Source organism: Actinomycetes bacterium, from assembly GCA_036000965.1.
Classification (GTDB): Bacteria; Actinomycetota; CALGFH01; order CALGFH01; family CALGFH01; genus DASYUT01.
This window is the reverse complement of sequence record DASYUT010000342.1, coordinates 1-11,733: the sequence shown is the minus strand read 5'-3', so window position 1 is coordinate 11,733 and position 11,733 is coordinate 1. Positions and strand designations below refer to the sequence as shown.

The following is an 11,733-nucleotide window of genomic DNA, read 5'->3' as shown; positions in this document are numbered from 1 at the left end:
GTTGGGAGGGGAGTCGCTAGGCGGAACGCGCCACCGGGCGGTCGGCGGCCAGGGCCACCAGGGTCTCGACGCCGAGGGCGAGGGCGGCCACCTCGCGCTCCACGTCGGCGCTGAGCATGCGGACGCCGGCGGTGTGCTCGGCGCCGAGGCCGGCGGCGGCCGCCCGCCGGATGGTCCGGGCCACGCGACCGACGTCGTCGACCCGGGCCCGCGCGGCGGGCAGGACGCGCGCCACCTCGCGGGCGTCGGGCTCGTTTGCCAGGAGCTCCAGCTCTACGTCGAGGGTGCCGGCCACCCGCTGCAGCCGCCGGGTCAGGAGCGGGAGCTCGCCGACCGATCCGGAGGCCCGCTGGACGACCGCCACCGCGTGTGGCGTGGCGTCGGCGATCTCGGCCAGCTCACGACGGAGCGCCGCGACCTCGCGCCGGGTCCCAGGTGGGGTGACCCAGACCTTCACGGCACGCAGGCGGCGCTGCAGTCGCAGGCTGGCCCGCAGGCGCCGCCAGGCGCGCCAGGCCAGGAAGGCGACGAGGGCGGAGGCGACCGTGAAGACGGTGGCGGCGATCAGGAGCAGCTCTTCGAGCATCGCGGACCTCCCATCCAGGCGGTGACGCACGCGGCCGTGGCCGCCGTACCGTCGGGCCGGGCTGGCCCAGGCAGGCGCCCCGCTCGGGCAGTGTAACGGGGTGCAGCCCTGCCCGGGCACCCTCCGCTCGGGCAGTGGAACGGGACGCAGCCCTGCCTGGGCACCCTCCGCTCGACGGCATGCCCGCAGGAGGGGCAGAAAGAATTCCCACGCCAAAGGGATCGAATTGGCTGTTGCCAAGGTCGAAGCAGATAACCGCAGCTGCGCACTTTTGCTGAAATTGCGGTCCATCTGTGGTCGTCTCCCCCATTCGGCTGTTATGACCTGCGCCGCAAGGATTCAATCGGGGGGCGCAGCGGCGCCGTGGGGTTGGGAGGGTGATGCCGTGCTCCCAGCAGCTCGCGGTCCGGTTCGATTTCCCGTCTCCCTCAAGACGGCCATTGCCGGCCTGGTCGTCTTCATCCTGGGCGTTCTGCTCGGGGTCGCCACCGGGGGCCCCGACCCGGCCCCGGCCAGGGCGGCCCCGTCGAGCACCGTGACCGTGACCGCGACCACCCCCAGCCCCAGGGAGGTGGCCCCGCCCGCCTGCCTCGCCGCCATCCGGCAGGGCGACGCCGTGATCCGCCTGCTCGGCGAGGACAACCGGCACGAGATCGGTGTGCGTCGGCTCGGCGAGCTGCTCAAGTCCTACACCGTCGCGGCCCAGACGTGCCGCAAGGAGGCATCCCGCAGATGAGAATCTCCCGGTCCGTGAGGGCGCTGCTGGCCCTCGCCGCGCTGTTCCTGGTCGGTGCCGTCCCCGCCAGTGCCGCCGAGACCCTGGTGCTGACCTGCAAGGTCTGCACCGTGGTGATCGCGACCGGCTCCGGTCTGCCCGTCAACGAGACCGTGCACCTCACCCTCCACGACGTCACCACCGGCCAGGAGGTCGTGAAGCCGGTCCCGATCCGTACCGACGCCCAGGGCAAGTTCCTCGCCAAGGTCAACGTCGACCTGACCAAGCACCCGTCGCTCGAGTCGAGCGTCTGGAAGCCCAACGGCCAGGTGCTCGTGATCGCGGCCCACAACCGCTTCAACTCGCCCTGCAAGCCGAAGAAGCCGGCCGACACGCTCGCGTTCACAGGCTCCCACGCACCGCAGCTCCTCGGCGGCGGCCTCGCGCTCCTGGTCGTCGGCGGGCTGCTGGTGCTCGTCGCCTCCCGCAGGCGGGCGGCCTGACGCCGAGCGCCTGACCGGCCTGCGGCCGGCCAGAGGTCCCGCGCCCGGTTTGCTCGCCCCACCAGCCGGCTACACACGGCGGGTAGGGAGCAGACCGGGCGCCGCCATGCACGCCACCGGTCCCCTGGGCATGGAGGAAGCATGAGCGTCACCGTACTGATGAACGCCGGCCCGTGGCTCGAGGTACCGCCCCGCAACTATGGCGGCATCGAGAACATGATCGCCTGCCTGATCCCGGAACTGCGCCGGCGCGGCGTCCGCGTGCTGCTCTGCACGGTCGGCGGGTCGACGATCGAGGTCGAGGGCAGGCACGCGTCGTTCCCGGAGGGCCAGTTCCGCCACCTGGGCGCCGCCTACGGACAGGTCGTCGGCATCACCCACGCCCACATGCTGCACGTCCTGGACGAGCTCGGGCGCTACCCGGAGGTCGATCTGATCCACGACCACCTCGAGGTGGTGGGCCCGAGCGTGCTGGCCGCGCTCGGCCCGGAGGCCCCGCCGGTCCTGCAGACGCTCCACTGGGACCTGCGCAAGCACCCGAGCTTCTACGCCGGGTTCGACGGCAGGGGCCGGGTGTTCTTCAACTGCGTCTCGGAGTCCCAGCGCCGCAACGCGCCCCCCGCCCTGCGGGCACAGACCCTCGGGGTCGTGCACCTCGCCGTCCCGGTCGAGGCATACGAGTTCCAGCCGGCCAAGGGCGACCGCTTCCTCACCCTTGGCCGTTTCACCCACGCCAAGGGCGTCGACACCGCTGCCCGCCTGTGCAAGGAGCTGGGCCTGCCCGTCGACATGGCCGGGCCGGTCGGGGGCGTCCCAGGCCCCGACCAGCTCTTCGGCGCCCTGGACGACGCGGGCAGCCCACTGCACGACTACGCGGACGTGCGCTACTACCTCGACGCCGTGCGCCCGTTCGAGGACGGCGAGCGCATCCGGTGGATCGGGACCGTCGGCGGCGCCCGGAAGCAGGCCCTGGTCGGCGTGGCCAAGGCGGTGCTCATGCCGATCAGGTGGGACGAGCCGGGCGGTACCGCGGCCATCGAGGCGCTCGCCTGCGGCACGCCGGTGATCGCCCTGCGGCGCGGCGCCCTGGCCGAGATCGTCGAGCACGGGGTGAACGGGTTCCTCGCCGACGACGAGGACGACTTCGCCCGGTGGATGCAACGGGCGGGCGAGATCGACCCGCGGGCGTGCCGGCGGTCGGTCGAGGAGCGCTTCTCGGCCCCGGCCATGGCCGACGCCTACCTCCGGCTGTACGAGCAGGTCCTGGCCCGCACGGGCCGCTTGCCCGTGTGACCGGGCTGCCTGCCCGCGTGACCCGCTGTCTGCCCGCGTGACCGGGCTGTCGCTTCGCTGCTCGAGCCCCAGACCCGACCGGGTCGGACCGGGTCAGCAGGTGAATACGGCCTGGATGACGTGGCGCCGCCGGGCGGCGACGTCGGCGAAGAGCGCGGGCGCGTCGGCCAGGGGGACGAGGTCGGTGACCAGGTGCTCCCGCACCGCCGGGCCGTGGGCGCGGAGCAGGTCCACGGTCTCGGCCGCGAGTCGCCGGCGGTCCCACAGGTGGGCGAGCCCGCGCGGCACCCGCGCGATCTGCGCGCAGCGGATCGACAGGCCGTTGTGGTGGAACTCCTCGCCCAGCCGTACCTCCGGGGCCCCGCCCTGGTAGAAGGCGAGGTCCACCACGGTGCCCTGGGGCCGCAGGCTGCGCAGGGCCGTGGCCAGGCTGGCGGTCCGGCCCCGGCACTGGAACACCACGTCGGCACCGGCGTCTCGTGGGTCGTGGCGCCAGCGCTCCTTGGCCAGCAGCCAGGCGCCGCCGTCGGCGTCGTCGAAGGCGTCCAGGCCGAGCCGCTCGGCGGCCCGGAGCCGCTCGGGGGTGGCGTCGGCCACGGCCACGGCCGCCGCGCCATGGTGGCGGGCGAACAGGCCCGTGAGCAGGCCGATGACTCCAGCCCCGGTGACGAGCACGTTCCGGCCACGGACGCCGTCGCCGAGGTGGAGGGTGCCCGGCCCGGCCGCGTCGGCGGCGGCGTGGAGCAGCCCGTTGGCGCAGATCGGCCCCATGTGGGCCACGTAGATGCCGAGCAGCGGGTCGAGGTCGTCGGGCAGGGGCACGAAGCGGTCGGTCGCCGGGTCCACGGTGTGGCCGGTCTTGTGGCCGTAGGCCATGCCGACCACCTCGCCCACGGCGGCCGCGCGGGTCCGGCTCTCGCAGACCCGGCCGACCTCCATGTAGCCGAACGAGCGGATCGGGAACCTCTGGGCCGGCTGGTCGGCGCGGAACACCCCGAGCCCCGGATCCCAGCTCGCGTGGAGGTAGGGGTTGGTGCCCTTGTAATACGTCAGCTCGGTCCCAGCCGACAGCCCGCTGTAGAGGGTCTCGACCCGGAGCTGGCCGTCGGCCAGGGACGCCTCCTCGTGGCTGGTGAGCGCCAGACGGCCCGGCGCCTGGATCTCGAGCGCCTCCACCCGCCACGGCCCGCCTGGATGCGCCTCGGCCCGCTCCTGCGCCAGGCGGGCCGGCTCAGGCATGCGCCCGGTCGCCGGCCAGCGGGACGGTACGGCCTTCCTCCGCCGACCGGGTGATGGCGCAGGCGAGCCGGTGGGTCCGGAGCGCCTCCTGGTAGGGCACGCGGATGCGGTCGGGGCCGCCGCGCACGGCGTCGACGAAGTCGCGGTCCGGCCGCGGCCTGGCGTCCTCCTTGGCCGGGTGCACGGCCCGGTTCCCGGCGCCGTCCTCCACCACCAGCTCGGTCTCGGACAGCTCCAGGGCCAGCCCCTGGGCGTAGAGCTGGATGCCGGCCCGGTGCAGCCCCTTGAGCAGGTAGGTCGAGGAGACCGTGCCCACCGCTCCGGTGGCGAACCGCAGCGTCGCCGCGGTGACCTCGTCGACGTCGGTGCCCGGGAGCGCGGCCGGGTCGACCCGGCCGCCGGCCGCATGGACCTCGGTCACCTCCCCGACCAGAGCGCGGGCGAGGTCGAGGACGTGGGTGGTCTGCTCGATGGTCTGGCCGCCGGAGCCGTCCTTGCGCACCCACCAGGCCGGCGGGGGGGCCTTGTCGAGCCAGTGGCACAGGGCGAGCCGGGCCGGGTTGCCTGCGAGCAGCTCCTGGGCCCGCTCGAAGGTGTCGAGCCAGCGCCAGTGGTAGCCGGCGCAGGTGACCAGGCCGGTGCCGACGAGCCGCTCGGCGATCGACTCGGCCGTGTCGAGGTCGATGGCGAGCGGCTTCTCCACGAAGAAGGGCAGGCCGGCCTCGATCGCGGCCAGCTCGGGTGCGCCGTGGGCGAACGGCGGGACGCACACGTAGAGCGCGTCGAGCCGCTCCCGCTCGAGCATCGGCACCCAGGTGTCGTAGGCGATGGCGCCGGTCTGCGCGGCCAGCAGCCGCGCCCGCTCGGGGGCCGGGTCGGCCACCGCCACCACCCGCACGTCGTCGAAGCCGAGCAGCGTCCGGGCGTGGCGGGTGGCCACCGCGCCCGCGCCCACGAAGCCGATCCTGCTTGCTCTCATGTCTTGGAGGGTCGCCCGCGAACCAAGCCGCCAATCAGTCTGTCCGCGGCGTCGAGGGTCCGGCCGGGTGCCGGGCGCTCCAGCCGCAGAGCCGGCACGGCGTTTGCGGGATCGGGTGAACCGGTTCGCACGGTACGATCGGATCCACCCGATCCGTGAGGTCCGCCATGTCCAGCCCTGCCCGCCGTCCTCCGTCCCGTGTACTGCTCCTGCTGCTCGCCGCCGGCCTGGTCCTGGCGGCCGTGGTGGCCGTCCAGTGGATGGTCGCCGAGCCAGCATCCCGGCCGGGCACCCCCGGGTCGACGGGCCCGATGGCCGGCGGGTCTGGCGGGACAGGCGGGACAGGCGGCACCCAGGCGACCGGGCCAGCGAGCGGGACGGCCGACCAGATCCACTGGTCCTACACCGGGGCCCGGTCGGTCGCGTTCAACTGGCGCGGTTCGGCCTCCGAGCTCCGCTGGGGCCGCACCCCGGCGTACGGCAACGCCGTCACCGGCAAGACCCCGGACCCGTTGCCGCACTCCTCCCCGGGGCCGTTCTGGGAGGCCGTGATCGACGGGCTGGAGCCGGGCACGACCTACCACTACTCGATCGGGGGGCAGCCGGACGGGACCTTCGCCACGGCGCCCACCGGCCCGTTCCGGTTCGACGTGGAAGCCGACATCGGCGACTCGGGCACCTACCCGACCGTGGCGGAGGTGCAGCGGATGATCGCGGCCGACCGGCCCGCCTTCGTGATCGCCTCCGGGGACCTCACCTACGGCGACGACCACGGGCAGGACGCCGTGGACCAGCACTTCAACGACGTCATGGCCTGGAGCCTTGAGGCCGCCTACATGCCGGCGTGGGGCAACCACGAACTGGACGATGGCGACGACCTGCGGAACTACAAGGGCCGCTTCGCCATCGCCAACCCGTCGGCGTCGCCGGAGGCGCCCGCGCTCGGCTGCTGTGGAGAGGACTGGGGCTGGTTCGACGCCGGCGGGGTACGGTTCATCTCCTACCCCGAGCCGTACCGTGGCGCCTGGGCCGCGTGGGAGGCGGCGGCCGGCAAGGTCATGGCCCAGGCCCAGGCCGACCAGGCCATCCGCTTCATCGTCACCTACGGGCACCGGCCGGCGTACTCGACCGGCCACCACCCCGGCGACGAGGACCTGGCCGTGATCCTCGACCGCCTGGGCGAGGCCCACCCCAAGTACAAGCTGAACCTGAACGGCCACTCCCACAACTACGAGCGCTTCTCCCCGGTCCACGGCGTCACCCACATCACCGTCACCGGTGGCGGGGCGAGCCTCGAGACCGGCTGGACCTCGACCGACCCGCGGACCGCGTTCCGCGCCATGCACCTGGTCCACGGCCGCGTCCAGGTCCGCCAGGACTCGATCCGCTTCGAGGCGGTCTGCGGGCCGCCGATCAAGCGGCAGGACCGCGACTGCCGGCAGGGCTCGGTGCTGGACTCGGTCGTCATCGGCGCCAGCAAGGCGTAGTCGAGCTGCCCGGATGCGTAGGTTGCAGTAGCTAAAGCTCCCCTCCCTACGTATCGAATCTACGAATGGATGGGGCTGGTCCCTAGGAAGTATGCTGCCGAAAATCGGACTCTCCCCTCAATCAGTCCCGCTTCACCGCTTCTGTGCGGCTGCTCGACGGCGGCCCCACCGGTCCATAAGGAGCGATTATGCGGCGGTTCGTTCCCGCCTTGCTCAGCGTTGCCCTGGTGCTCCTGGTCGTGCCCGTCGCCGTCCCGTCGGCGCACGCCAAGCCGAACGGCAGGTTCCTGGCCGTGTGCGGGTACAGCCACTCGCGCCCGGACGACCCGATCGTGCGGCCCGGCCAGCCCGGCCGGAGCCACGTGCACGACTTCCTCGGCAACACCACCACGAACGCCTTCTCGACGTACGGGTCGATGACCGGCGCTCCTGGGTCCGCACGGCCAGCACCGGTGGTGTCGGGGTCCAAGGCGGCCAGTGGGACGGGCGCGCTCGACGCCTACCGGCTGTTCCTGGGGGTGGTCCAGGGTGCCTTCGCGTCGCCGGCCGCCCCGGCCGGGTCGCCGGGTGCTGCGGTCGGGTCGGCGCTTGCCCCGGTCGGGTCGCCGGCCGCGGTCGGGTCGCCGGGTGCCCCGGTCGGGTCGCCGGCCGCGGTCAGGCCCGGGGGGCCGCCCGGCGTGCCGGCTACCAGGTGCAGGGCAGAGTCGGGCGACACGGCGAGCTACTGGACCCCGGCCGTCTACCGCAACGGCGTCAAGGTCGACCCGATCGGGTCCGCCACCCGCCAGCAGATCTACTACGACCGCTCCAACCTCCGGCCCGGCACGAAGGTCGAGGTCATCCCGGCCGACCTGCGGGTCAAGGCCGGGGTCAGCACGGCCCGTACCCTGGGCGAGAACCCCAAGGTCGGTCGCGAGATCTACTGGGGCTGCTCGGACAACTCGACCAGCGGCAAGGCCGCGGTGCCGCCGGCGCGCTGCCGGACTGGCATCATCACCCTCCACGTCGGGTTCCCGAACTGCTGGGACGGGGTCCTGACCCACGTCGACGACACTGCCCACCTCGCCTACCCGAAGAGCGGGCGATGCCTGGCCCCGTTCACCCGCGTGCTCCCCAGGGTCATCCTGCGCTGGGAGTACCCGGTCGGGAAGACCACCGGGCTGATCACCCTGTCGTCGGGCTCGCTGGCAACCATCCACGGCGACTTCTGGAACACCTGGCAGCAGGCGCCACTGGCCCGCCTGGTGAACGGGTGCATCAACGCGGGCCGAGACTGCGGCAAGCGGTGAACCGCGAATCGGGCGCCCGGGAACAGCGAGACAGCAAGACGCCCGCCGCGGTCTGTGGCGGGCGTCTTCTCGGAAACGGCTCGGGTGATGGTGACAGGCCGGGACGACCACGGCCGCGCCCGGGGCGGCCCCTCCTCAACGCCCCCGGCGCGGCCGTGGTGACCGCTGCCGACGCCCCCGGGGGACCGGCCCGGGAACCGTCGGCCTGGCTGCCGACGCCCGGGGGACCGCCCGGAACGTCGGCCTGGCTGCCGACACCCGGGGGACCGCCCGGGCGTCGGCGGTGGTGCGTTCTAGCGACCCTGCTTCACGTGGCGGCCGCGGTAGCGCGCGTGCCGACCCCGGTAGCGGAGCGAGCGAGGGCTGACGGACCGAAGCAGCCTGCTCATGGTTTCATCCTTCCGTAACGTCTGTTCTCGGCGTTCACGTAGAGAGGCGCATGGGGGGACGAATCGATACGGGCTCGCGCGCTCCGCGACCTGATCGAGACCTTCTCGTGACCTTGTGCACCGAACCGGCCGAATGGTGCCAGCCGGGCCGAGTGTGCCTCAAGCCCTTCGGGTTGCCGTGACGGGCGCGCTTCAGGCCTTTTGGTGCCAGCCGGGTGCGCCTCAAGCCTTTGGTGCCAGCCGGGTGCGCCTCAGGCCCTTCGGGCCGTGACTCGGTGGACGGAGCCGCCGAGATCGGTGGCGTAGAGCTCGCCCGAGCGGCTCTCCCCGAAGGAGGTGAGGTTGCCCGGGAACCTCCCCACCTGGGCATTCTTCCAGGGCCCGGTCGGCAGGTGGGCCAGGGCCCAGACCTGCCCGCTGCACAGGTCGCCATACAGGTACACGTCGCCGAGGACGGGCCGGTAGGTGCTGCCGCGGTAGCGATACCCGCCGGTGATGCTGCACCTGCCCCCGTTGTGGTCGTACTCGTGGAGCGGCCGGGTGAAGGTGGGGACCCGGCTCGCGCAGTACTCCCCGCCGTAGGCCGCCACGGTGTCGAGCGTCCCCTCGCGGCAGTCCCAGCCGAAGTTGCGGTTGCTGGCGCGCGGGAGGACCACGTTCACCTCCTCGCGGGCGTTCTGGCCGACGTCGGCGATCCAGAGGCTGCCGAAGCGGTCGAAGCTGAAGCGCCATGCGTTGCGCAGGCCGTAGTGCCAGATCTCCGGACGCAGGCTGCGGCTGCGAGCGTAGGGGTTGGTCGGGGGGATGGCGTACGGCTGCCCGCCCTGGGCGTGATCGACGTCGATGCGCAGGATCTTGCCCAGCAGCCGGGTCCGGTTCATCGCGTTGCCGTCCGGGTCGCCGCCGCCACCACCGTCCCCGGTGGAGATGTAGAGGTAGCCGTCAGGCCCGAACGCGAGCTGGCCACCGTTGTGGTTGGCGAAGTCGCGGTGGGCGATGTCGAGGAGCACCCGCTCGGTTCTGGCAGAGGCGGCGTTGCTCCCCGGGCTGGCCTGGAAGCGGGAGACGCGCAGGTCGCCCTGGGCGTCGGTGTAGGCGACGAAGAACCGCCCGTTGCGGCTGAAGCGGGGGTGGAAGGCGATGGAGAACAGGCCGCGCTCGCCGCCGCTGCTCACCCGGCCTCGAATGTCGAGGTACGGGTCGGCGAGCAGGCGGCGCCGGCGGTCGACGACCCTGACCCGGCCGGCCTGCTCGACCACGAACAGGCGGTCGCTCCCGTCGGGGGAGAAGGTGATCGCAACCGGGGCGGTCGCGGTGGCGAAGGGCACGAAGGAGACGCGCACGCCGGCCGGGCCGCCGGCCCGGGCCCGGCCCGCTTCAGGCAAGCCGGCTCCAGGCAGGCCAGCTCCGCGCTCTGCAGGTGGTGGGGCTCCGCGCGCTGCGGGTGGTAGGGTTCCGCGCTCTGCAGGTGGTGGAGCCTCGTGCGCTGCAGGCGGTGGGGCCCCGAGCTCTGGAGGCGGTGCGGCCGGCGCAGCCAGGGGCGCGGCGAGGGCGGCGAGCGTCGCCACCGCCATCGGCAGGAGGCGTCGTCGGGTGAAGGACCGCATGTGCATGAATCCTCCGCGACTCGATAGACCGGATCAAGACGTTTGGCTAGCTTACCGGGTGGTGCGGGCCGCTGCACGGCCAGGCACCGCCTCCGGCGAATCGGCTGGCATGTTCCTGGGCGAATCGGCTGGCACGTGCCTACGGCAAGCGTCAAAGTGGGAGCGGTGAAGCCACCCGGCGACGCCCTGACCTCGACGCGGCCACTTTCGTGGTGAGCATGCTCACCCTGCCCCTGATCGCTGAGCCGGCCCGCGGACGCGGGCCGCGGTCGTCCGCGCCCAGGGACGCGCTGGACGGGCTGGGCGCGTGCGGGACCGGCCCTGGGTGGGCGTGATGCTCGCGCTGGCCAACCCGTTCGCCCGCTGGTGGGTTGGGGTCTGGTACCTCGCAGGTGGGTCTGGGGTCGAGCAGTTCGGCATCCTGTGGGTCACCGCCCAGCAGCGCGACGTGCCGGCCAAGCTGCTCGCCCGCGTGACCTCCCTGGACTACCTGGTCAGCCTGGCGCTGATGCCGGTCGGCTACGCGCTCGCCGGGCCAGCGGCAGACGCGTTCGGGCCGAAGGCCGTCCTCCAAGTCGGCACCGGGGTGCTGGTGGCAAGCACGCTCGCCGTCCTGCCCGTCCCCGTGGTCACCCGGTTCGCCACGCCGTGCCCCTGGGCCGCCCGGGCGGCCGTTCGGAGAGCGGATCCGGTGGAGCGTCGGTGACCAGAGCCAGCTCGGACGAGCGCTGGATGCGGCTCGCCCTCGAGGAGGCGCGGGCTGCGCCCGCGCACGGCGACGTGCCAGTCGGAGCGGTGGTGGTGGGGCTGGACGGCGTGCTGCTCGGGCGCGGTCGCAACCGCCGGGAGGAGGCCACCGACCCCACCGCCCACGCCGAGCTGGAGGCCATGCGCGAGGCTGCGCGCGGCCTCGGGAGCTGGCGGCTCGACGGCTGCACGCTGGTCGTCACCCTGGAGCCGTGCGCGATGTGCGCAGGGGCGGCGGCCCAGGCCCGCCTGGCCCGCCTGGTGTTCGGGGCTGACGACCCGAAGGCGGGCGCGGTCACCTCGCTCTGGGACCTGGTCCGCGACCCCCGCCTGCCCCACCGGATGGAGGTCCACCGCGGGGTGCTGGGCGAGGAGAGCGCTGAGCTGCTGCGCGCCTTCTTCCGCGGCCGCCGGCAGCCCTGAGCGCAGGGCGCTGTGCTCACGCCGTTCGATATACTGCCGGCGGCAAGGTGCCAGAGTGGACGAATGGGACGGTCTCGAAAACCGTTGAGCTCGCAAGGGCTCCATGGGTTCGAATCCCATCCTTGCCGCCCCTGATCTATCCCTTTGGGCCTTCACCCAGCTCAAGACCCCAAATGGGTAGACGTTGCAAGCATCCAACATGGAGCGCGAGCAAGGCGCGCTGGAATGCCTTTGAAGATCCGGCCACCCCCGCTCGGGTAGTCGCACTGCCGGGCAGGTTCGGCTGGCCGCCGCTCGCTCAGCCCGACCAGCCCGACGACCTCGACGCCGACCAGCTCGACGCTCAAGCGGCGCGGGGCGAATGCCGTCGTCACTTGAGCGGAAGCGGACGTAGCCGACGCTCGTCGACCGCGTAGATGAAAGGGCCAGGCTCGGCGCATGCCGCTTCCATGGCGGACAGGTTGTGAAGGAACCGG

At 73.0% G+C, this 11,733-nt stretch carries 11 protein-coding genes and 1 tRNA gene; 8 read left to right on the top strand and 4 right to left on the bottom strand.

The annotated features are described in order from the left end of the window. Positions 1–16: 16 nt before the first annotated feature. Positions 17–586: a hypothetical protein gene (locus VG276_30510; GenBank protein HEV8653616.1), complete on the bottom strand. Its 570-nt coding sequence runs from the start codon at positions 584–586 to the stop codon at positions 17–19. A 385-nt stretch (positions 587–971) separates the two neighbouring features. Between VG276_30510 and VG276_30505 the strand changes: the two genes are divergently transcribed. From VG276_30505 to VG276_30495, 3 genes are all read left to right on the top strand, one after another. After that, complete coding sequence (locus VG276_30505) at positions 972–1,322, top strand: hypothetical protein (GenBank protein HEV8653615.1); 351 nt, start codon at positions 972–974, stop codon at positions 1,320–1,322. Continuing rightward, complete coding sequence (locus tag VG276_30500; GenBank protein ID HEV8653614.1) at positions 1,319–1,804, top strand: hypothetical protein; 486 nt, start codon at positions 1,319–1,321, stop codon at positions 1,802–1,804. Before VG276_30505 ends, VG276_30500 begins: the two co-directional genes overlap by 4 nt. A 141-nt stretch (positions 1,805–1,945) precedes the next feature. Next, positions 1,946–3,097, top strand: coding sequence for a glycosyltransferase (locus VG276_30495; GenBank protein HEV8653613.1), 1,152 nt, complete (start codon positions 1,946–1,948; stop codon positions 3,095–3,097). A gap of 93 nt (positions 3,098–3,190) precedes the next feature. Here the strand turns inward: VG276_30495 and VG276_30490 are convergent, their stop codons facing one another. Then, the gene (locus VG276_30490; protein HEV8653612.1) at positions 3,191–4,336 is read right to left on the bottom strand and encodes a zinc-binding alcohol dehydrogenase; all 1,146 of its coding nucleotides are present in this window, start codon (positions 4,334–4,336) and stop codon (positions 3,191–3,193) included. Beyond that, positions 4,329–5,315, bottom strand: a complete 987-nt coding sequence (locus VG276_30485; protein HEV8653611.1) for a Gfo/Idh/MocA family oxidoreductase — start codon at positions 5,313–5,315, stop codon at positions 4,329–4,331. The genes VG276_30490 and VG276_30485 overlap by 8 nt, the downstream gene beginning before the upstream one ends. 167 nt (positions 5,316–5,482) lie before the next feature. Here VG276_30485 and VG276_30480 point away from each other — a divergent pair, with 167 nt between their 5' ends. Both VG276_30480 and VG276_30475 read left to right on the top strand, forming a co-directional pair. Next, positions 5,483–6,802: a metallophosphoesterase family protein gene (locus VG276_30480; GenBank protein ID HEV8653610.1), complete on the top strand. Its 1,320-nt coding sequence runs from the start codon at positions 5,483–5,485 to the stop codon at positions 6,800–6,802. Between the two features lie 188 nt (positions 6,803–6,990). Then, positions 6,991–8,091 (top strand): DUF1996 domain-containing protein, encoded by a 1,101-nt coding sequence (locus VG276_30475; GenBank protein HEV8653609.1) that lies wholly within the window; start codon positions 6,991–6,993, stop codon positions 8,089–8,091. A gap of 640 nt (positions 8,092–8,731) precedes the next feature. Here VG276_30475 and VG276_30470 read toward each other — a convergent pair. Next, positions 8,732–9,865 (bottom strand): PQQ-dependent sugar dehydrogenase, encoded by a 1,134-nt coding sequence (locus VG276_30470; GenBank protein ID HEV8653608.1) that lies wholly within the window; start codon positions 9,863–9,865, stop codon positions 8,732–8,734. Positions 9,866–10,394: 529 nt separating this feature from the next. On the opposite strand from VG276_30470, the gene VG276_30465 reads away from it, so the two are divergent. The 3 genes from VG276_30465 to VG276_30455 all read left to right on the top strand — a co-directional run bounded on the left by VG276_30465 (position 10,395) and on the right by VG276_30455 (position 11,385). Then, the gene (locus tag VG276_30465; protein HEV8653607.1) at positions 10,395–10,793 is read left to right on the top strand and encodes a hypothetical protein; all 399 of its coding nucleotides are present in this window, start codon (positions 10,395–10,397) and stop codon (positions 10,791–10,793) included. After that, a complete protein-coding gene (gene tadA / locus VG276_30460; protein HEV8653606.1) occupies positions 10,790–11,257 on the top strand; it encodes a tRNA adenosine(34) deaminase TadA in 468 nt (155 codons plus the stop codon). The genes VG276_30465 and tadA overlap by 4 nt, the downstream gene beginning before the upstream one ends. A 41-nt stretch (positions 11,258–11,298) precedes the next feature. After that, positions 11,299–11,385, top strand: a tRNA-Ser gene (locus VG276_30455). Positions 11,386–11,733: the final 348 nt, after the last annotated feature.

What these genes read in the sequence shown, in the direction of transcription:
- VG276_30510 (HEV8653616.1), bottom strand. Translation starts at nt 586, where the DNA reads ATGCTCGAAGAGCTGCTCCTGATCGCCGCCACCGTCTTCACGGTCGCC.
- VG276_30500 (HEV8653614.1), top strand. Translation starts at nt 1,319, where the DNA reads ATGAGAATCTCCCGGTCCGTGAGGGCGCTGCTGGCCCTCGCCGCGCTG.
- VG276_30495 (HEV8653613.1), top strand. Translation starts at nt 1,946, where the DNA reads ATGAGCGTCACCGTACTGATGAACGCCGGCCCGTGGCTCGAGGTACCG.
- VG276_30490 (HEV8653612.1), bottom strand. Translation starts at nt 4,336, where the DNA reads ATGCCTGAGCCGGCCCGCCTGGCGCAGGAGCGGGCCGAGGCGCATCCA.
- VG276_30485 (HEV8653611.1), bottom strand. Translation starts at nt 5,315, where the DNA reads ATGAGAGCAAGCAGGATCGGCTTCGTGGGCGCGGGCGCGGTGGCCACC.
- VG276_30480 (HEV8653610.1), top strand. Translation starts at nt 5,483, where the DNA reads ATGTCCAGCCCTGCCCGCCGTCCTCCGTCCCGTGTACTGCTCCTGCTG.
- VG276_30475 (HEV8653609.1), top strand. Translation starts at nt 6,991, where the DNA reads ATGCGGCGGTTCGTTCCCGCCTTGCTCAGCGTTGCCCTGGTGCTCCTG.